The sequence below is a fragment of the Pseudomonas japonica genome (assembly GCF_013522925.1).
GTDB classification, from domain to species: domain Bacteria; phylum Pseudomonadota; class Gammaproteobacteria; order Pseudomonadales; family Pseudomonadaceae; genus Aquipseudomonas; species Aquipseudomonas japonica_A.
In genome coordinates this window covers 43454-62095 of the sequence record NZ_JAAMQU010000016.1, presented here as the reverse complement: position 1 = coordinate 62095, position 18642 = coordinate 43454, and the positions used below count along the sequence as shown (strand labels likewise).

The following is an 18642-nucleotide window of genomic DNA, read 5'->3' as shown; positions in this document are numbered from 1 at the left end:
CGATAGGCGGCAGAGCGCAGTCCACCCTGAACGTTCCAGCAGCAACCGCCGCGCAGCGTTGTCCCGGATTACGGCCTACCTTGCTTCTGACGCCCCCCTGGATGCTACGTCGGAGGCACGCATGAAGATTACCCACGTCGCTCCTTTATGGGTGGCCGCCCACGGGCTGGCCGCGAACACAGGCGCACGCCCATGAACAGCGCAGGCAGCCAGCAAGACTACGTTCTGGTGGAAGGCGACATGTTTCTGGTCACCAACTCGTTCGGCGACATCACCGGTGGCGCCGACGGGCTGTTCTATCAGGATACCCGGGTGCTGTCGGATTACCGCCTGAGCGTGGCCGGCCAGCAACCTTGCCTGCTCTCGGCTTCGGTCAGCCAGGACAACGTCTACTCCACGTCCCATTTCACCAATCACCCACTGCCGGTGATCGGGGAAACTTCCGCGCCGCAAGGGGTGCTGCACATCGAGCGGCGCCGATTCCTCTGGGAAGGCAGCATGCACGAGTGCATCGTGCTGACCAATTACAGCGATGCGACCGCGGCGCTTTCCGTTGCACTGCACTTTGCCGGGGACTTTCGCGACATGTTCGAGGTACGCGGTGCGCCCCGGCCCCACCGGGGCACACTGGAACCTACCGTGGTCAGCGACGGCCAGGTCGTCATGAGCTACAAGGGCCTGGATGACCACGTTCGCAACAACATAATCCGCTTCTCCGAAGCGCCGGCAATGCTCACTGAAAACGTGGCCGAGTTTCACGTAAGCCTGGCGCCCCATGCCGATCGCGCCCTGTATGTGTTGGTGGGCCCCGTTGGCCAGGCGCCCTGCCGCGAGCACTACCGGGCATGCGCCGCGCGGGCCAGGCTGGCGATGCGCAAGAAGCAGCGTAAGGGAGCCCGGCTGGTTGCTTCTGGCCGGCTGTTCCAGAACTGGCTGGATAAATCCCGCGCCGACGTCGCTTTGCTTACTGCCGATTTTCCCACAGGCCCCTACCCCTATGCAGGCATCCCGTGGTACTCCACGCCGTTCGGCCGCGACGCGATCATTACCGCGCGGCAGTTGCTGTGGCTCGATCCCACCCTCGCGAGCGGGGTATTGCGCTACCTGGCCGAACACCAGGCGAAGGAAACATCGGCCTTCCGGGACGCCGAGCCGGGCAAGATCATGCATGAAACCCGTCAAGGTGAGATGTCCCGGCTGAACGAGCTACCCTTCGGCCGCTATTACGGGGGGGTGGACACAACGCCGCTGTTTATCGCACTGGCGGGCGCCTACGTGCGCAGAGTGGATGACTGGGCATTCATCGACAACCTGTGGCCACACCTCGAAGCCGCCGCTGGCTGGCTGACCCAGAACGCCGGTCGCAACCCCGACGGGTTTATCAGCTACGCCCGGGGTGAGAGCACCGGCCTGGCCAATCAGGGCTGGAAGGACAGCCACGACTCGATCTTCCACGAGAACGGCGACAGCCCGGTGGGGCCCATTTCCCTGATCGAAGTCCAGGGTTACGCCTTCGAGGCTTACCAAAGCCTGGCGTACATCGCCGAGGGCCGAGGCGACCCGGCCGCTGCCTTGCACTGGGCCCAGCAGGCGCAGCGCATGCAGCAGGCCGTGGAGCGGCATTTCTGGCAGGAGGATCAGCACTTTTATGCCTTGGCGCTGGACGGTGAAAACCGGCCGTGTCGTGTGCGGGGCTCCAATGTAGGCCACTTGCTGGCCTCAGGCTTGCCCGCGCCTGAACGGGGCCGACTGGTGGCCAGGCAACTGCTAGGCAGCGCCTTCCACAATGGTTGGGGCGTGCGAACCCTGGCCCGGGAAGCGGCCCGCTACAATCCGATGTCCTATCACAACGGGTCGGTGTGGCCCCACGACGTGGCCCTCTGCGCGCTGGGCATAGGCCGCTATGGGCTACATGACGGCGTGGTGCGACTGCTGGGAGGTGTCTTCGAGGCGGCGAGCCATTTCGACATGCGCTTGCCAGAGCTGTTCTGCGGCTTCGAACGCGCGCCTGGCGAGTCACCTATCGCCTACCCTGTGGCTTGCCTGCCGCAGGCCTGGGCGGCCGGCTCGGTATTCATGTTGCTGCAAGCCTGCCTGGGTATCTCTATTGATGCGCAGCGGGGCAAGATCACCATTACCCGTCCCCAACTGCCTTTTGGTATCTCACGGCTGGAAGTGCAACACATCGGCTTTGGCGATAGCAGCCTGGACCTCATCTTCCAGCGCGTAGGCAAGCGTATCGTGTGTTACGTCGAACGCCAGGCCGAGGGCCGATCGATACAAGTGGATGTACGCTACTGAACAGGCTCGCCAATTCAACGAGGTTCACCCATGGCTGAACACGAGTTGCCTACGCTCTACCATGCCTATCTGGCCTGCCTCAACGAACGGGACCTGGGCAGGCTGGGCGAGCATGTTCACACCCAGGTGGAATACAACGATGCCCCCGTTGGGCTGGCAGGCTACCGCGCCATGCTGGAAGCTGACTTCGCCGCCATTCCAGACCTGCGCTTCAAACCCACCCTGCTCATTGCCGAGCCGCCCCATATCGCCAGCCGCCTGGCCTTCGACTGCACCCCTGCAGGGGAGTTGTTCGGGATGGCCGTGAACGGGCAGCGTGTGCGGTTTTTCGAGAACGTGTTCTATCAGTTCGAAGCGGGCAAGATCCGCCGGGTGTGGTCAGTGATCGACAAGGCGGCGATCCAGGCACAACTGCGCCCTGCTCGCGACTCGTTCCTGTAGCCCTACCCAAACGCCATTGCGCGAGCCATGCGAGCACTTGTGTGGGTGGCCATCGCCCAGCGCAAGGGGTTGGCTACCTGGCCTTGGCGCACAGCGGTAGCCAGGCGCCAAAGTTGCGGCGGGTTATGCCAAAGGCCCGCCCACGGTGGTTTTCACCAGCCCGGCGATGATCGCCTCTTCACTCCCTGGCAACTCGGCGTACCAGGCTTGGGTTGCTGTCTCGTCTTCACCATGGATGATTGCCGCCCGCTCCCGTGCCTTGAGCACCAGGTTGGCAACGCGGTCGGCGCGCTGCGCCTCGTAGCGCTGCAAACCGGCCTGGACCGAACTCGCCCCCTCCAGGCTGCGCGCCAGCACCCAGGCGTCTTCCATGGCCTGGCAGCCGCCCTGGCCTATATTCGGCGTCATGGCATGGGCGGCGTCGCCCAGCAAGGCCACGCGCTGGCTCGCCAGATGAGGCACCCGTTGCGTGTCGTGGATCTCTACCCGGGCAATGCCGGCCGGGTCCAGGCGGTCGATCAACTGCTGTACCGGTTGGGCCCAGCCGGCAAAGTGCGCGAGTAATTCCTCCCGGTATTGCTCGCGCACGTTGGGCGTGCCCGCAGGCAAGGGCACGTCGAAGAAGAAGTAGAATTCGTCGGTGCCCATCGGCATCAACGACACCCGCTTGTGCTCGCCCACGAACTGGGCCCATTCATGCCGGTCGCTCAAGGCGGCGTCCATCCTGATACGGCCATTCCAGTTCACGTAGCCGCAGTAGCGACGGTCGATCCGCTCGCCTGCAACGGTATTGCGCAACGCCGAGTGGGTGCCGTTCGCAGCAATCAGCAAGTCTGCCTGGACCGACTCGCCGGTGGACAGGTGCACGCTTACACCCTCCTGCGATTCGGTGTAGCCCTCGCAACCTACGCCGAGGGTGACATGCTCCGGCCCCGCCGCCTCCAGCAGCAGCCGTTGCAGTTCGGCACGGGCAATGGGGCACGCGCGCTGGCGCACCTGGCGGTAGAGCGGGTCGAGGCTGAAGCGGGTCAACAGCTCGCCCGTATGGGTGGAATAGCTCATCGCACGCATATCGCCCGCCACGGCCTCTACCGCCTCACCGACACCCAGCGCATGCAGTACCTTCATCCCGTTCGGCCAGATGGAAATAGCCGCGCCGATGGGTGCCAACTCTGCCGCGCGCTCGTAGAGGTGTACGTTATGGCCCGCCTGGCGCAGGGCGATCGCCGCGCTCAGCCCGCCCATGCCTGCACCGGCGATTATCACATTGAGGTTTTGCATGATCCGTCCGCGAGGTTGATTGTGCCCGCCTAGTGTAAAGCAAAAAGCTGACCAAGTGGTCAGGTGACAGGGCAGCCGGGAACACAGGCCCCACTGGCGGCCTGGCGACCCACGGAGGTGCATCTTGTGCGCTTTGCGCACCTGTTCCGGGCCAGGGCGGGACGCTTCGCTTCGCGGTATGCTTCGCTACGAGCAATCGAAGCACAGCATTGGAGGCCCCTTGGGCAAAGACGCCGAAAACCCCTGCACCTCGGAGTGCAAGCTCAGCGATGGTGTTTGCCGGGGCTGTGGTCGTTCCAAGGAAGAAATCAAAGCATGGAAACGCCTCAAGCGCCCAGAGCGCGCCGCCGTGGTGCAACGGGCGCGCGAACGGCTGAAAGCGCTCAAGGGAAAGAAGAAGAAATAATGCTCGGCGCAAACCATTGGCCCGGGGCCGTGGCGCAACCTGCGCGGGGGCTATAAAATGGCCGCTCACACAGACCACGGGTGCATCATGGCCACCGATACCTCCAAGCTCGATCGAATCCTCGCCGACAACCAGCGCGAGCGCGAAAGCGGTTATCGCGACAAGGCCCTGAAGATGTACCCCCACGTGTGCGGCCGCTGCGCCCGGGAGTTTTCCGGCAAGCGCCTCAGCGAACTCACCGTGCACCATCGCGACCACAATCACGACAATAACCCGCAGGATGGCTCCAACTGGGAGCTCCTGTGCCTGTATTGTCATGACAACGAGCACGCCCGCTATACCGATCAGCAGTATTTCACTGAAGGCTCCCTGAGCACGCCTTCCGTTGCCAAAGCCACGCACAACCCGTTCGCCGCACTGGCGGGGTTGATGAAGAAGGAGTAAGCCAGGCGGGCTGCCACTATTGCTATTGGCAATACCCACCATCACGCTTGATGCATTCCGCTTCGCTCCGCTGCCCGGGAAAATATCGGTACTCCCTACCGCGCCCTCCCGGCCAGGAACGATCCAGGAATTCACACCGTGCGTACTTCACTCGCTATCTGCAGCCTGGCTGCCCTTGGTGCTCTGACAGGCTGCGCCTCCGCGCCCAACGAACCGACCCTCGCCCTGCAAACCAGCAAAAGCCCCGACGCTTATGCTGCCTGCGTCATGCCCCGGTTACAGGAGCATGCTTTCCACCCTACCCTTACCCAGGGCCAGCGTAATTACAGAATCGTGGTACCCAGCTCGATTGCCGCCGATAACGTGATCGACGCTTACAAGGCCGCAGAGGGTGGGAAGGTGTTCGTGTACGAGCGCAGCCTGCTCTCGCCGGGGTTTGCACGGGTGGCGAGGGAGTGCGCATAGCGCTGATCGCCTCCGGTCAGGGAGGGTTCAGCAGAAACACTACGTAGCCCAGGAACCCTGGCGTCTCGCTCAGCCAGGCAGGCGCTTGCCATTCCCCGCCCTGAATCAGGCCGATCCTGAACGGTAAACCCAACCGACTCAGGCGCGGTAGGTAGGCGCCATAGTCTGGAATGCTTCGCCGACCTTGATAGGTTTGCACCACCACTTCGTCGACCACGCCGTTCAGCTCCCTGATGGATTCGGGGCTGGCGTTGCTGCTCCAGTCCAGCAGGCCGGTGATGCTCAACTTGTAGTGCACTGGCAGGCGCTGGCGCAGGTTTTTCAGAAAGGCCACGTACTCATTGAGGTAGCGCGTGCGCGCGTCGAAGTCGATCTGCACCCCCACGATGGTGCTTCCCGCAGCCTGCCAACGTTGCACCTGGCCCAGGAGCTTGCGATACACCGACTCCGGCCAGCGAAGCGTGTGAGCCCGGTACACGATCCACACCCGCGGCTGCGGTAGTCGGGTGACGCTCATGCCCTGGGCAATGAACGCTACAGGTTGGCGCTCATCGTGCGGCGCCGTTATCTGGCCTTGCAGCACATACAGCGTACTGGCCTGAGCGAGCACCGCCTGGGCGTTCACGCCGCTCCACAGCCAGAACGCATCGTGGTCGCCAGCATTCACCGGCGCGGCGATGCAGCTACCGCTTAACAGGCAAAGCAGCCAGGGCCAGAGCTGCCTGGCCATTACCAGTAATACTGCTGGGACTTGCCCCAACGGGTGTTGCCGTAGGTCGTTTTCAGTTGCTTGAACCACGCCTTGCGCACCGGCTGATTCACGTCTTCACCGCCGCAGCCGTTATAGCCGGACGGTCCATAGCAATTGATCGCACGGTACAATGCATAGGCTTTGTCCTCCCGGCTGGCCTGTGCGTTCGCAATGACGGCCCGATACGCCTCCAGCCTGGAGAACACTCTGCCTTTGAATCCTGGCTCCGTGCCGCCGAGGTGGTCTGCCTCCGGGCGTTGGTCCAGCGGCATGCCGTCCAACCCGTTGCGCAGCACCAATTCGCCAAGGCAGTTCAACCCTTTGGGATCATCGGCGCGCACCTTCAGCATAGCGGCGGTCTCGGCCACGCTCGGGCAGGCGTACCCGGCGTCGGCTTTTTCGCCCGACCACTGAAACAGGTCCAACGTATAGCTTTTGCCGTAGACATAGCCCAGGCTACTGTCGAGCTTGACCTGCGCCAGTGCTTCCGGCGAAGCGGCCATGTCATCGAGAAACGCCGCGTATTCGCCACGAAACAGGTCCTTGTACAACAGTGCGAACCGTGCCGTGGCTTTCTCTTTCTCGCTGATACCTTGCGTGGCTTGTTGGCGCAGCAGCGGCGCGTCGGCAACCTTGCCCAGTAGTATCAAGCGCACCTGCTCCGACCTGATTGGGGAGTCACTGGCAAATACCTTGGCCAACCCACCGTCCCGCTCATAGCTCATGGCCAGCGCGAGTTCGAGCATTTCCCGTTGCAGCGGCTGACGTGCCAAGGGTATCAATTGGAGCCACAGCGCCTGTGCGGCGCCCCCTTCACCCTTGGCTTCAAGGGCCAGGCCGCGCAGGGCCTGCTGGCTGAACGCGAGGTAATCGAGCTGCGCTGGCATCTGCGTGGGCAGTCGCTCGATAGCTGCTGCGGGATCGTGGTCCGTGTAAAACGCGAACGCTGCCTGAAGGTACTCGAACAGGCCAGGCACTTGTTCCAGCACGTCGCGCTGTGACAGCAATTGCTCGCGGGTAAGCTTGCGTGAATCATCAGCACGCATGCCCATCAGGTCATTCACTGCGGCCAATAGCGGCGCCGGCAAATCCTGGTCTCTGGAGGGGAGAAGCTTGGTGTCGATTTCCTGAATCAACGCTTCGAGCGACACATTGCGTTGCGCTGCGGCGGGCGCCGTGAGCTGCGCGGCATAGTCGCCGGCAAGCTTGGCCTTTTCGCCGGCCAACCAATGTACGCGCCGCACCAAGCCTTTGGCGGAGGCGGCGTAGCTGCCGTCCGGGTAGACGCTCAAGTAGCCTTGCAGGGCCTGCTCCGCGGCGGCATAAGACTGAGCGCCAGCCCTTTGCTTCAGGCTGCCATACTCATCGAACGCGCCTTCCTGCGCGGCATTGAGTTGAACGCGCGCAACCATGTAGCTGCTCACTTCCTTCAACCATGGCTGGGGATTGGCCACCAGGGCCATGAAGCCAGTGTGCGCCTCACTGAAGCGGCCACTGTAGAAATCTGCCGCCGCCCGCAGGTAGGTCGCGAAGGCTTCGGCTTCAGCGGATGCTGAACCTTTCGGCAACAGGTCGGCTATTTGCTGGGGGGCCCAGCTGCAGGCTTCGAGCAACTGCATCCGGGTGCGGGCCAAGGCGCGGCGCTCGGGCTGGGTCAGTTGTGTGCTGTTCACGATCTGCTGCATGAACGCCAGCGCGCTGTCGTCCGTGTTACTCCGGCAGCGGCTGCCCTCCCCCTCAAGGAATGCACCGCCGGCGGTTTCCAGGTTCTCCCGTTCCAGCCCCAGGTTCTGCAATAGCTCATTGAGCGCCGCGGTGCCGCTGTGATCACCCTGCTCTTCGGCTATACCGGGAGCTTGAAGCCGAGCCAGACCGAACGGCACCGGGCCATAACCTTCCGAGATCTCGTCTTCGCTCAGGTCGCTGGGCGCCATCTCCAACAAGCCGCGGTCAGCCAGTAACAGGCGCAGGTTGACCCGGCTATCGTTCCCGGGGGCCAGGAAGGGAACGTTGTTACAGGTGTCTGGCGAACGTGCCGCCAGCGACCAGTCGGGATAACAGCTATCGTCGCCACTGGCTTGAGCCTGGGTACACACCATGGCACCCAGAAAAAAAGCCGCTGAGGTGAGGAAACGCGTGCGCATTCTACGATCCTTGTGTTCTACGCGGGTGTTCGAAAAAACGGGCGCGAATGATACTACCCTTGGGTCGCCGAAGGGAGGCGGGCAAGCCTGACAGCAAGCCCCATTGGCCGCCCGCGCGCTTTAATACAACGCCTTACCTGCCTCGCGCATGAAGATTTCCACCGTCTTGGGCCCGATACCTTTGAAGGCCTGGAGCCGCTGTTCGAACTCCGAACGATCCGCGCTTGCTTCATGAATGTTCAATACCTTGCCGGCATATTCGACGTTCAACTGTTGCGCCAAGGCCACCAGGCGGTCGGCAGTGGATTCGTCATAACGCGCATAGCCCGCCTCGCCAAGCATGGCCACCAGATCGCCATGACGGCAATGGGCGAGCTTGCGCGGTGTATCGCGCTGATGCTTGTCCACGATTACTTGATACGCCTGGGCGGCAATCTCGGCGCGGATACGCTTGCCCATCAGGAAACTGGCGATCAGCCACTTGAACAGGCTGGCTTCGTCGTTATTGTGCAGGGTCAGGTTCAGATCTTGGGCCGTAATGGTCCTGCTCATGGGCGCACGCGCTCCTTGTCCTCGGTTGGGATCGATGCTCATGCACAACCTTCAGGTTTATGTGCGCTATCAGAACTTTGGAACCGTGCAGGCGGACAACGTGCGACGTTTAAGCAGAAAACTGCAAGAGAGTTGATCTACAGACCCAAATACTATAGTTTTGCGTCTACAGATTAATCGCGTGAGATCCTGATGAGCCAGCCTATCAACGCACATGCACTTTCGACCAAGGACGCGGGGGCAGTCGCGTTGCGCACAGCGGTGACCATCATGGAACGGTGGAAAGCCACTACCCGCCAAATCGAAAACACCCTGCGGATATCACGTAGCACTTATGCGCGCGCCAAAGATCAGGATCGCACTGTAAGCCTGGACAGCGATCAATTCGCGCGTATCAGTCTCATCCTCAACATACACGCGGCGCTGCGCACGATTTTCGACAACCCTGAAAACGTGTACGGCTTTCCTTCCCTGAAGAATGACAATGATTTCTTCAATGGGCAGGCGCCTCTGGACGTGATGTCCACGGGTTCATTCATCAGCCTTTATGAAACCTTTCGCCGTGTCGACGCGCTGCGGGGCGCCCAATGGTAAGCGCGGTGGAGCTGACCACACTGGGCGGCGACACGCTCAAGTGTTATCGGCTGGTGAACTCCAAGTACCCTCCAATCGATCTGTTCGACGATGTCGCCAACGCGGAGGAGTTCGAGATCCTTTACCAGGTTCAGGCGCTGACCAATCCGCGCCTGCAAAATGAGATAGGCATGCTCGATCTCATTCCACGCGGTGAAATCCCGTTCGGGATCACAGGGTGCGCGTACGCCACAGCCCCCTTCACCCACGTGAATCCCAATGGCTCCCGCTTCAGCGACGGCACGTTCGGGGTGTTGTACCTGGCCGACACCATGGAAACCGCGCTTGCCGAGGTCCGCTATCATCAAGAGGCTTACTGGAGCAAGGTTCAGGGGCTGAGCTACGAGCGCTTCGTGTTTCGCGGCCTGGCGTGCCGGTTCGACGAAACGGGGATACTGGACGCCACGGCCCTGCCGCCCACCCACGCGATTTACGCGCCAGACGATTACAGTGCATCCCGGCTGCTGGGGCGGGACGTAAAGAAAGCAAAAGCCCCCGGCCTGCGTTATCACTCGGTTCGCTCGCCAGGTAATACCTGCTGGGCACTGATGACTCCCCGCCGGGTAGCCTCGATCATTCAGGCCGGCCACTATGAGATGGTCTGGAACAAGCAGATCACCAGCGTAAACAAGTTGGTGGCGGGGGTGTGATGCGCCTTGGCGAAGGGGCAATCGGAGTTTCGCGTACGCTTAAAGCCGGCGCCACAGACGTATGGCTGGGCGCATGAACGGGAAAGGCGGAAACAAAAAAGCCCTGCTTGGGCAGGGCTTTAATGATGAAAAGATGGCGGAGGCGTAGAGATTCGAACTCTAGGATAGTTGCCCATCGACGGTTTTCAAGACCGTTGCCTTAAACCACTCGGCCACACCTCCTCGTATTGCGGGCGCCATCATACCGGAATGAAACAAGCTGTCAAACACTGCTGCTCGCCTTACCGCGCCGCTTTGGTATGCTGTTTTGCGACTAGAGATTTCCGGGGCGGATACGGCGCTTGCCCCCGGGCCGAAAGGCCTGTTCAATCGCCTCATCAACGACCTAAAGGAGTTTCGCCATGCGCGAACAGGATTACACCCTCAGCCACGGCGCGAAGGGCGCCGAGCTGGAAGTCAGTCGAGTACTTCGCAATACCTATGGCCTGCTGGCCCTCACCCTGGCCTTCAGCGCGGTCTGCGCCTTCGCCGCGCAGCAGATGAACGTCCGCTACCCGAACGTGTTCGTGGTGCTCATCGGCTTCTATGGCCTGTTCTTCCTCACCAACAAGCTGCAGGATTCTGTCTGGGGCATCGTCTCCACCTTCGCCCTTACCGGTTTCATGGGCTACATCCTCGGCCCTGTGCTCAACCGTTACCTGGGAATGGCCGGCGGCGCGGAAATCGTCAGTTCGGCGTTTGCCATGACTGCCCTGGTATTCGGTGGCCTGTCGGCCTACGTGCTGATTACCCGCAAGGACATGTCGTTCCTTTCCGGCTTCATCACCGCAGGCTTCTTCGTGCTGCTGGGCGCGACCCTGGCCGGCCTGTTCTTCAACATCAGCGGCCTGCACCTGGCGATCAGCGCCGGCTTCGTGCTGTTCTCGTCGGTATGCATCCTCTTCCAGACCAGCGCGATCATCCACGGCGGCGAGCGCAACTACATCATGGCCACTGTCAGCCTGTATGTATCCATCTACAACCTGTTCGTCAGCCTGCTTCAGCTGTTCGGCCTGATGAGCCGCGACGACTGATCACTTGCTTTACCCCAGCCCGCTTCGGCGGGCTTTTTTATGCGTGAGCGATTAGAATTCAGCTGTCGCCCAGCCCGGAAACGCCATGAAGTTCGCTATCGCCGTATTCAGTCCGCCGCATGCTCCGGCCACCCGACGCGCCTTGCGCTTCACCGAGGCGGCCCTTGCGGCGGGGCATGAAATCACCCGTGTGTTTTTCTATGGCGATGGCGTACATAACGCGTCGGCCAACATCGTGGTGCCTCAGGATGAATTCGATAGCGCGGCGGCCTGGCGGTTATTGATCGCGAACAACAGCCTGGATGGCGTGGTGTGCATTGCTGCGGCGTTGCGCCGAGGCACCCTGAACGCCGAAGAGGCGGTGCGCTGGGAGCGCCCGGCGGCGAATGTATTACCACCGCTCGAGCTTTCTGGCCTGGGTCAGCTGCACGAAGCAGCGCAGGCAGCAGATCGTCTGCTCTGCTTCGGAGGCGATTGAAATGGCCAGGTCCCTGTTGATTGTCAGCCGCAGCGCGCCCTGGAGCGGCATGACGGCTCGGGAAGCGCTGGACATTGCCCTGGCCGGCGGCGCCTACGACTTGGCTGTGGGTATGCTCTTCATGGATGACGGCGTGTTCCAGCTGGTCGACGGTCAGCGGCCTGAGGCAGTGAAGCAAAAGAACCTGGCCGCGAACCTCCAGGCGCTGCCGCTGTTCGGTGTGGACGCCCTCTTCGTCTGCGCAGCCAGCCTGGCCGAACGCGGGCTTGACGCCAGCCAGCTTACGCCGCTTGCGGCAATAACGGCGCCAGAAGGCTTGTCGGCGTTGTTCAACCAGTTCGACGAGGTCATTACGCTCTGATGGCGACCCTGCATGTAATCTCCAGTTCTCCTTTCACCGACACCCGCTTGGGCAGCTGTCTGCGTACGCTGGGGCCTGATGACGGCCTGTTGCTTTGTGGTGCGGCGGTACAAGCACTACGCCCAGGTACCGTAGCGGCTCAGCAGCTCCACAAGCTCGCCTCCACACGGCTTTATGCGTTGAACGAGGATTGCGAAGCGCATGGGGTTGAACACTCCAAGGCCCAGCCCATCGACTACCCTCAGTTTGTCGAGCTGTCCCTGGCCTATGACCGGGTGAATACATGGCTGTGAGCGCGCTGGCTATAGCTGGCAAACACATCGAAGTCGACAAGGAAGGCTTCCTTGTCGACTTGGGGGACTGGTCCCTGGAGGTTGCCGCCGCGCTGGCACAGGCGGAAGGCATCACGCTTACCCCGGCTCATGAAGAGGTAGTGATAGCACTGAGGCGCTTTTATGCCGAATTTCAGCTGTCACCTGCCACGCGGCCGCTGGTGAAATACGTAGCGGCCCAACTGGGGCCCGACAAAGGCAACAGTGCCTACCTCAACCATCTGTTCAAGGGCACCCCGGCCAAGCTGGCTGCGAAGCTGGCGGGCCTGCCCAAACCGGCCAATTGCATATGACGACGATCCAACCGCTTCGCCTCGACACCCCGGCCGAACACCCCTTCGCCGAGTTCGTACGAATACTGGGCAAAGGCAAGCGAGGCGCGCGTGCGCTTACCCGTGAGGAAGCCTTCAGGGCGATGGGCATGGTGCTCGACGGTGAAGTCGAGGACACCCAGCTCGGGGCCTTCCTGATGTTGTTGCGGCACAAGGAAGAAAGCGCCGAAGAGTTGGCGGGGTTCACCGAGGCCGTCCGCGCCCGAGTAGCCGCCCCGGCACTGCGCGTGGACCTGGACTGGCCTTCCTACGCCGGCAAGAAACGCCACCTGCCCTGGTACTTGCTGGCGGTGAAATGCCTGGGCCAAAATGGCCTGCGAATTTTCATGCATGGCGGAGGCGCACACACTGCCGGGCGGCTGTACACCGAACACCTGTTGAGTGACCTGGGCATTGCACTGTGCCGGGACTGGCCGCAGGTAAGCGCCGCCCTGGATACCTCTGGGGTGGCCTTCGCACCGCTGTCCGACTGGGCAGGCCCCTTGCAGCGCATGATCGACCTCCGAAACACCCTGGGATTGCGTTCTCCTATTCACTCGCTCGCGCGGGTGCTGAACCCCCTCGGCGCTCGCTGTGGCTTGCAGAGCATTTTCCACCCGGGCTATCAGCCTGTGCACCGTGAAGCCAGCCGGTTGCTGGGGGACACGTCTATCGTGATAAAGGGGGACGGCGGAGAGCTGGAAGTGAACCCGGACGCGGCCTGCCATCTCTATGGGGCAAGTGGCGGCCAGGCTTGGGATGAAGAATGGCCACAGCAGTCGGCGCAGCGGCACCTCAAACCCGGCTTCCTGGACCCGGCACAGTTGGAACGGGTATGGAAGCGGGAAACTGAAGACCGCTACGGCGAACTGGCTGTGGTTTCGACCATGGCCCTGGCCTTGCGCGGCCTGGGCAAGCCTCGTGAAGAGGCTTTCGCGACCGCGCAAGCATGGTGGGATGCTCGGGACAGCAGCCGCTAGGCGCTGCCTTCGAACCAGGCGAGCTTGTCGCGCAGGCGAACCACCTCGCCCACGATCACCAGCGTTGGCGCATGCACATCATGGCGGGCCACCAGCGCTGGCAGATCTGCCAGGGTGCCAGTAAACACCCGCTGGTGGGCCGTAGTTCCCTGCTGCACCAGTGCCGCCGGGGTGTCGGGTGAACGGCCATGGCGAATCATACCTTCGCAAATAACCCGCAAACCCACCAGGCCCATGTAGAACACGACCGTTTGCGCAGGGGCCACCAGGTCATTCCACGGGAGGTCGCTGCTCCCATCCTTCAAGTGCCCGGTCACGAAGCGTACCGATTGTGCATAGTCCCGGTGCGTCAGTGGAATGCCGGCATATGCGGCGCAACCACTGGCAGCGGTAATGCCCGGCACCACCTGGAAGGGAATGCCATGAGCCGCCAGCTCTTCGATTTCCTCGCCGCCGCGGCCAAAGATGAACGGGTCGCCGCCCTTCAACCGCACCACGCGCTTGCCTTGCAGGGCCAGCTCTACCAGTTGGCGGTTGATCTGGTCTTGGGGCAGGGCATGATCCGCCCGACGCTTGCCTACATAGATGCGCTCGGCATCCCGTCGGCAGAGTTCGATGATGGCGGGCGCCACCAGGCGGTCATAGAGCACTACATCCGCTTGCTGCATCAGCCGCAGCGCCTTGAAGGTGAGCAGATCGGGATCACCCGGCCCGGCACCTACCAAGTAAACCTCGCCCGGCGCATGAGGCGGCGCGCCTTCCACCCGCTCCGCCAGCATGCTGGCCGCCTCGCTGCCACGGCCAGCCAGTTGCCGCTCGGCAATCGGCCCCTGGAATACCTCTTCCCAGAACGCCCTGCGTTGATTCACCTCGGGAAAGCGTTGCTTTACCCGATCGCGAAAGCCCGCCGCAAGCTTGGCAAGTTCACCATAGGCCGACGGAATCCACGCTTCGAGGCGTGCACGGATCAAACGCGCCAGCACCGGCGCATCGCCTCCGCTGGAAACGGCGACCACCAATGGCGAGCGGTCAACGATGGCCGGGAAGATAACGGTGCACAGTGCCGGTGCATCCACCACATTCACGGGAATACAACGGTGCTGCGCCTCCGCCGAAACCTGTGCATTGAGCGGTGTGTCATCGGTTGCCGCGATGACCAGCACGCAATCGGTCAGGTCCTGAGCGTGATACCCGCGCGCGCGAACTTCACCGCCGCTGCTTTCAGCCAACGCAACCAGCTGGCTATCCACAACCGGAGCAACCACCCGCAGCACCGCGCCCGCATCAGCCAGCAGGCGAGACTTGCGCAGGGCGATCTCGCCGCCCCCCACTACCAGTACGACGCGCCCGGACAGCTTATGAAACAGCGGCAGGAAATTCATTCAGCCAATGACCTCAAGGCCAGCCATATAAGGTTTGAGCACTTCCGGCACCCGGATGGAGCCGTCGGCCTGCTGGTAGTTTTCCAGCACTGCTACCAGGGTACGGCCAACCGCCAGGCCGGAACCGTTGAGCGTATGAACCAACTCGGGCTTGCCGGTTTCCGGGTTACGCCAGCGGGCTTGCATACGCCGTGCCTGGAAGTCGCCGGTGTTGGAGCAGGACGAGATTTCCCGGTACTTGCCCTGGCTAGGCACCCACACCTCAAGATCGTAGGTCTTGATTGCGCTGAAGCCCATGTCACCCGTGCACAAAGCAAGCACGCGATAAGGCAGTTCAAGGAGCTGAAGTACACGCTCGGCGTTGGCAGTGAGGCCTTCGAGGGCTTCCATGGATTTGGAAGGCTCGACCACCTGGACCATCTCGACCTTGTCGAACTGGTGCTGACGGATCATGCCGCGGGTATCCCGGCCGGACGCGCCCGCCTCGCTGCGGAAGCACGGCGTATGGGCCACCAGCTTCAACGGCAGCACCTTGGCATCGAGGATCTGGTCCGCAACCAGGTTGGTCAGCGACACCTCGGCCGTAGGGATAAGGTACAGGTCCGCCTCGCCGTCGCGGGCAATCTTGAACAGGTCTTCCTCGAACTTGGGCAACTGCCCTGTGCCCTGAAGCGCCGGGGCCTGGACGAGATACGGGGTGTAGGCCTCTTCGTAACCGTGCTCGGCCACGTGAAGGTTGATCATGAACTGCGCCAAGGCACGGTGCAGCCGCGCAATCGGCCCGCGCAGCACCGCGAAGCGTGCGCCAGACAGGCGCGCGGCGCTTTCGAAATCCAGCCAGCCGAAGCGTTCGCCCAGGGCGACGTGATCCTTGATTTCGAAATCGAAGGCCGCAGGCGTGCCCCAGCGGCGCACTTCCAGGTTGTCGTCTTCATCCTTGCCTACCGGCACCGAGGCGTCAGGCAGGTTGGGCAAACCAAGAAGGATGCCGTCGAGCTGTGCTTGAATGTCGTCCAGTTCCGCCTTGCCCTGGGCAAGCTCCTGGGCCATGCGCTCCACGTCCGCCATCAGCGGGGCGATGTCTTCGCCACGGGCCTTGGCCTGGCCAATGGATTTGGATCGACTGTTGCGCTCCGCCTGCAGCTGCTCGGTACGGGTTTGCACCACCTTGCGCTGGGCTTCCAGCGCTTCGATGCGAGCCACATCAAGGCTGAAGCCTCGGGTGGCAAGGCGCTCGGCTACTTCTTGCAGTTGGCCGCGTAACAGTTTCGAATCGAGCATGTGGTTCTCTCGTTGATCAGATTTTTGTCAGGTACAGGCCAGCCCAGGTCGCCAGGAGGCCGCCCAGGACACTGGCGGCCGCATAGCCTATGGCCAGTGGCGCCTGCCCGCTTTCCAGCAGGCGCAGCGTGTCCAGGGAAAAGGATGAGAACGTGGTCAGCCCACCCACGAAACCTACAATCAGCCCGGCCTTCAGGTAGGCCGGGGCGTCCGGCCTGCCCAGAAAGGCCCCATAAAGATAGCCAATGATCAGGCACCCTACGATATTCACGGCCAGGGTGGCCAAATAGAAATGGCGAGGGTAATGGGCGCTTACCCAAACTCCGGTTGCGAAGCGGAGCAAACCACCTAACGCACCGAAACAGGCTACTGAGAGTACAACCGGGATCACGACTTTCTCCGTTGCAGCGGGCTGGTACGGTCCAGCTCGGCGAGGTGCCGCAGCTTCTCACCGATTTTAAGTTCGAGGCCACGGGGCACGGGCTGGTAATAATGCCGTGGTGCCATACCTTCAGGGAAGTAGTCTTCGCCGGCCGCGTAAGCATCCGGCTCGTCGTGGGCATAGCGATATTGCTCGCCGTACCCGAGCTGCTTCATCAGCTTGGTAGGCGCATTGCGAAGGTGCAACGGCACTTCCTGGGAGCCCATTCCCGCGGCGTCGGCCTTGGCGGCCTTGAACGCCGTGTACACCGCGTTGCTCTTGGGAGCGCAGGCAAGGTAGACGATGGCCTGGGCGACCGCCAGCTCGCCTTCCGGGCTGCCGAGCCGCTCCTGGACGTCCCAGGCCGCCAAACACACACCCAGCGCTCGGGGATCGGCATTGCCGATGTCTTCGCTGGCCATGCGCACCACGCGGCGAGCGATGTAGAGAGGATCGCAGCCGCCATCCAGCATTCGGGCAAACCAATAGAGCGCGCCGTCGGGGCTGGAACCCCTGACCGACTTGTGCAGCGCTGATATCTGGTCGTAAAAGGCTTCGCCGCCCTTGTCGAAGCGGCGCCGGGTATCGCCCAGCAGGCTTTGCAGCAGCGGCGTGCCGATCTCTTCGCCGTCCTCGACCAGGTCCGACGCGTTCTCCAGGAGGTTCAGCAGCCGGCGGCCATCCCCGTCGGCCGCTGCTACCAACATGCCGAAGGCTTCATCCCCCAACGTGAGGTTACGGGCACCAAGGCCCCGCTGCTCGGTAAGGGCACGCTGCGCAAGCTGTCGCATCGCAGCCTCGTCCAGGCTTTTGAGCACATACACCCGGGCGCGGGACAGCAGGGCGTTATTGAGTTCGAAAGAGGGATTTTCCGTCGTGGCACCGACGAAAATCAGGGTGCCGTCTTCTACATAGGGTAAAAACGCGTCCTGCTGGGATTTGTTGAAGCGATGCACTTCGTCCACGAACAAGAGCGTGCGCCGCCCGTATTGGGCCGCCTGTTGCCGCGCCATCTCCACGGCGTGGCGGATCTCTTTCACCCCGGCCAGTACCGCTGAAACCGTCTCGAAATGGGCGTCGGTAACCTTGGCCAGCAGTCGCGCCAGCGTAGTTTTACCCACACCAGGTGGCCCCCAGAAGATCATCGAGTGCAAGGCACCCTGTTCCAGGGCTTCACGCAAGGGCTTGCCGCGGCCAAGCAGATGCTCCTGGCCCACGTATTCATCCAGCGTGCTGGCCCGCAGCCGGGCAGCCAGAGGCTGCGAAGGCGGCGGCGAGCTGAACAGATCCATGAAAGCGGAGCCGCCCTATTCCTGAATCACGTCGGCACCCTTGGGGATGACGAACGTGAACTTGCTGGCCGGCACTGGCTCATTGGCTTTGATGCCCATGAACAGGATATTGGTGCGCTGCCCTACGCTGTCGATCAGTTGCATGTCGTTGATCAGGCCACGGCGGAACGACAACCGCAGCGAGTCGAACAAGGTGTCCTTGGTCTTGGGCTTGAGTACGAAGTCGATAACGTCGCCGGCTTCCTTCGAAGTGATGTCGAAGCTCTGGCTGATTTTGGACACATCGCCAGACAACAGCAGCGCGGGGGTTTGAGTCAGGCGCTGGTCGAGGGTTTTGATAGTCACCTGCTCCAGGTCAGGGTCCCAGAGCGATACCTTCTTGCCGTCCGACACCATCAGCTGCTCTTGTGGTGCATCAGTATGCCAATTGAACAACCCTGGCCGCTGGAGCGCCATTTCACCGCTGGTTTCCTGCAGCTGGGTGCCGCTACCGTCGAGTGTAAGCTGGGAAAAACGCCCGGTGAGGGTCTGGGACTTTTCCAGCAGTTGCGTCAGCGACTTTACCGCCTGGTCATCCGCCAATGCGGAAACGCTGGCCATGGCCAGGGCAGACACCAACAACATGCGAATCAGGCGCATGATAATCCTCTAGTCAGGTGGGCG

Annotated in this window: 22 protein-coding genes and 1 tRNA gene; 13 read left to right on the top strand and 10 right to left on the bottom strand. The window is 62.1% G+C overall.

Going from position 1 to position 18642, the window contains the following annotated elements:
- The first annotated feature begins 192 nt into the window (after window positions 1-192).
- Window positions 193-2301 (top strand): amylo-alpha-1,6-glucosidase, encoded by a 2109-nt coding sequence (locus G7016_RS21910; protein WP_258195286.1) that lies wholly within the window; start codon window positions 193-195, stop codon window positions 2299-2301.
- 30 nt (window positions 2302-2331) lie between these two features.
- On the top strand, window positions 2332-2742 hold the full coding sequence (locus tag G7016_RS21905; protein ID WP_181117824.1) for an ester cyclase: 411 nt from the start codon (window positions 2332-2334) through the stop codon (window positions 2740-2742).
- 123 nt (window positions 2743-2865) lie between these two features.
- Here the strand turns inward: G7016_RS21905 and hpxO are convergent, their stop codons facing one another.
- Window positions 2866-4023, bottom strand: coding sequence for an FAD-dependent urate hydroxylase HpxO (gene hpxO / locus G7016_RS21900; RefSeq protein ID WP_181117823.1), 1158 nt, complete (start codon window positions 4021-4023; stop codon window positions 2866-2868).
- A gap of 220 nt (window positions 4024-4243) precedes the next feature.
- On the opposite strand from hpxO, the gene G7016_RS21895 reads away from it, so the two are divergent.
- The 3 genes from G7016_RS21895 to G7016_RS21885 all read left to right on the top strand — a co-directional run bounded on the left by G7016_RS21895 (window position 4244) and on the right by G7016_RS21885 (window position 5338).
- Window positions 4244-4429 carry a DUF1289 domain-containing protein gene (locus G7016_RS21895; RefSeq protein ID WP_181117822.1) on the top strand — a complete coding sequence of 62 codons (186 nt, stop codon included), beginning with the start codon at window positions 4244-4246 and terminating at the stop codon, window positions 4427-4429.
- An 87-nt stretch (window positions 4430-4516) separates the two neighbouring features.
- Window positions 4517-4873: a YajD family HNH nuclease gene (locus G7016_RS21890; protein WP_181117847.1), complete on the top strand. Its 357-nt coding sequence runs from the start codon at window positions 4517-4519 to the stop codon at window positions 4871-4873.
- Window positions 4874-5011: 138 nt separating this feature from the next.
- Window positions 5012-5338 carry a hypothetical protein gene (locus G7016_RS21885; protein WP_181117821.1) on the top strand — a complete coding sequence of 109 codons (327 nt, stop codon included), beginning with the start codon at window positions 5012-5014 and terminating at the stop codon, window positions 5336-5338.
- Window positions 5339-5354: 16 nt separating this feature from the next.
- Here G7016_RS21885 and G7016_RS21880 read toward each other — a convergent pair whose 3' ends face one another.
- The 3 genes from G7016_RS21880 to G7016_RS21870 form a co-directional block, all read right to left on the bottom strand.
- Complete coding sequence (locus tag G7016_RS21880) at window positions 5355-6068, bottom strand: DUF3142 domain-containing protein (RefSeq protein WP_181117820.1); 714 nt, start codon at window positions 6066-6068, stop codon at window positions 5355-5357.
- The gene (locus G7016_RS21875) at window positions 6068-8233 is read right to left on the bottom strand and encodes an outer membrane assembly lipoprotein YfiO (RefSeq protein WP_181117819.1); all 2166 of its coding nucleotides are present in this window, start codon (window positions 8231-8233) and stop codon (window positions 6068-6070) included. Before G7016_RS21875 ends, G7016_RS21880 begins: the two co-directional genes overlap by 1 nt.
- Before the next feature lie 120 nt (window positions 8234-8353).
- Complete coding sequence (locus tag G7016_RS21870) at window positions 8354-8785, bottom strand: DNA methylase (RefSeq protein ID WP_181117818.1); 432 nt, start codon at window positions 8783-8785, stop codon at window positions 8354-8356.
- 192 nt (window positions 8786-8977) lie between these two features.
- Here G7016_RS21870 and G7016_RS21865 point away from each other — a divergent pair, with 192 nt between their 5' ends.
- Entirely contained in the window at window positions 8978-9379 is a 402-nt protein-coding gene (locus tag G7016_RS21865; protein WP_181117817.1) for an antitoxin Xre-like helix-turn-helix domain-containing protein, read from the top strand.
- A complete protein-coding gene (locus tag G7016_RS21860) occupies window positions 9373-10068 on the top strand; it encodes an RES family NAD+ phosphorylase (protein WP_181117816.1) in 696 nt (231 codons plus the stop codon). The genes G7016_RS21865 and G7016_RS21860 overlap by 7 nt, the downstream gene beginning before the upstream one ends.
- Before the next feature lie 134 nt (window positions 10069-10202).
- Here the strand turns inward: G7016_RS21860 and G7016_RS21855 are convergent.
- Window positions 10203-10290: transfer RNA gene (locus tag G7016_RS21855), tRNA-Ser, on the bottom strand.
- Between the two features lie 179 nt (window positions 10291-10469).
- Between G7016_RS21855 and G7016_RS21850 the strand changes: the two genes are divergently transcribed.
- The 6 genes from G7016_RS21850 (at window position 10470) to G7016_RS21825 (ending at window position 13603) form a co-directional block, all read left to right on the top strand.
- Window positions 10470-11141, top strand: a complete 672-nt coding sequence (locus tag G7016_RS21850; RefSeq protein WP_181117815.1) for a Bax inhibitor-1/YccA family protein — start codon at window positions 10470-10472, stop codon at window positions 11139-11141.
- An 85-nt stretch (window positions 11142-11226) separates the two neighbouring features.
- On the top strand, window positions 11227-11619 hold the full coding sequence (gene tusD, locus G7016_RS21845) for a sulfurtransferase complex subunit TusD (RefSeq protein WP_181117814.1): 393 nt from the start codon (window positions 11227-11229) through the stop codon (window positions 11617-11619).
- Between the two features lies 1 nt (window position 11620).
- Window positions 11621-11980, top strand: a complete 360-nt coding sequence (gene tusC, locus G7016_RS21840; protein ID WP_181117813.1) for a sulfurtransferase complex subunit TusC — start codon at window positions 11621-11623, stop codon at window positions 11978-11980.
- On the top strand, window positions 11980-12273 hold the full coding sequence (gene tusB / locus G7016_RS21835) for a sulfurtransferase complex subunit TusB (RefSeq protein WP_181117812.1): 294 nt from the start codon (window positions 11980-11982) through the stop codon (window positions 12271-12273). Before tusC ends, tusB begins: the two co-directional genes overlap by 1 nt.
- Window positions 12264-12605, top strand: a complete 342-nt coding sequence (locus G7016_RS21830) for a TusE/DsrC/DsvC family sulfur relay protein (protein ID WP_219854704.1) — start codon at window positions 12264-12266, stop codon at window positions 12603-12605. Before tusB ends, G7016_RS21830 begins: the two co-directional genes overlap by 10 nt.
- Window positions 12602-13603 carry a glycosyl transferase family protein gene (locus G7016_RS21825; RefSeq protein WP_181117811.1) on the top strand — a complete coding sequence of 334 codons (1002 nt, stop codon included), beginning with the start codon at window positions 12602-12604 and terminating at the stop codon, window positions 13601-13603. Before G7016_RS21830 ends, G7016_RS21825 begins: the two co-directional genes overlap by 4 nt.
- Here the strand turns inward: G7016_RS21825 and cysG are convergent.
- From cysG to lolA, 5 genes are read right to left on the bottom strand one after another with little or no spacing between them, the layout of a single operon-like run.
- Window positions 13600-14985 (bottom strand): siroheme synthase CysG, encoded by a 1386-nt coding sequence (gene cysG / locus G7016_RS21820; RefSeq protein ID WP_181117810.1) that lies wholly within the window; start codon window positions 14983-14985, stop codon window positions 13600-13602. The two genes, G7016_RS21825 and cysG, sit on opposite strands and share 4 nt — an antisense overlap.
- Window positions 14986-16266: a serine--tRNA ligase gene (gene serS, locus G7016_RS21815; protein WP_181117809.1), complete on the bottom strand. Its 1281-nt coding sequence runs from the start codon at window positions 16264-16266 to the stop codon at window positions 14986-14988. It lies immediately after the preceding gene.
- 16 nt (window positions 16267-16282) lie between these two features.
- Entirely contained in the window at window positions 16283-16657 is a 375-nt protein-coding gene (crcB, locus tag G7016_RS21810; RefSeq protein WP_181117808.1) for a fluoride efflux transporter CrcB, read from the bottom strand.
- Window positions 16654-17979 (bottom strand): replication-associated recombination protein A, encoded by a 1326-nt coding sequence (locus G7016_RS21805; RefSeq protein WP_181117807.1) that lies wholly within the window; start codon window positions 17977-17979, stop codon window positions 16654-16656. Before G7016_RS21805 ends, crcB begins: the two co-directional genes overlap by 4 nt.
- 15 nt (window positions 17980-17994) lie before the next feature.
- Complete coding sequence (gene lolA / locus G7016_RS21800) at window positions 17995-18618, bottom strand: outer membrane lipoprotein chaperone LolA (protein WP_181117806.1); 624 nt, start codon at window positions 18616-18618, stop codon at window positions 17995-17997.
- Between the last annotated feature and the right edge of the window lie 24 nt (window positions 18619-18642).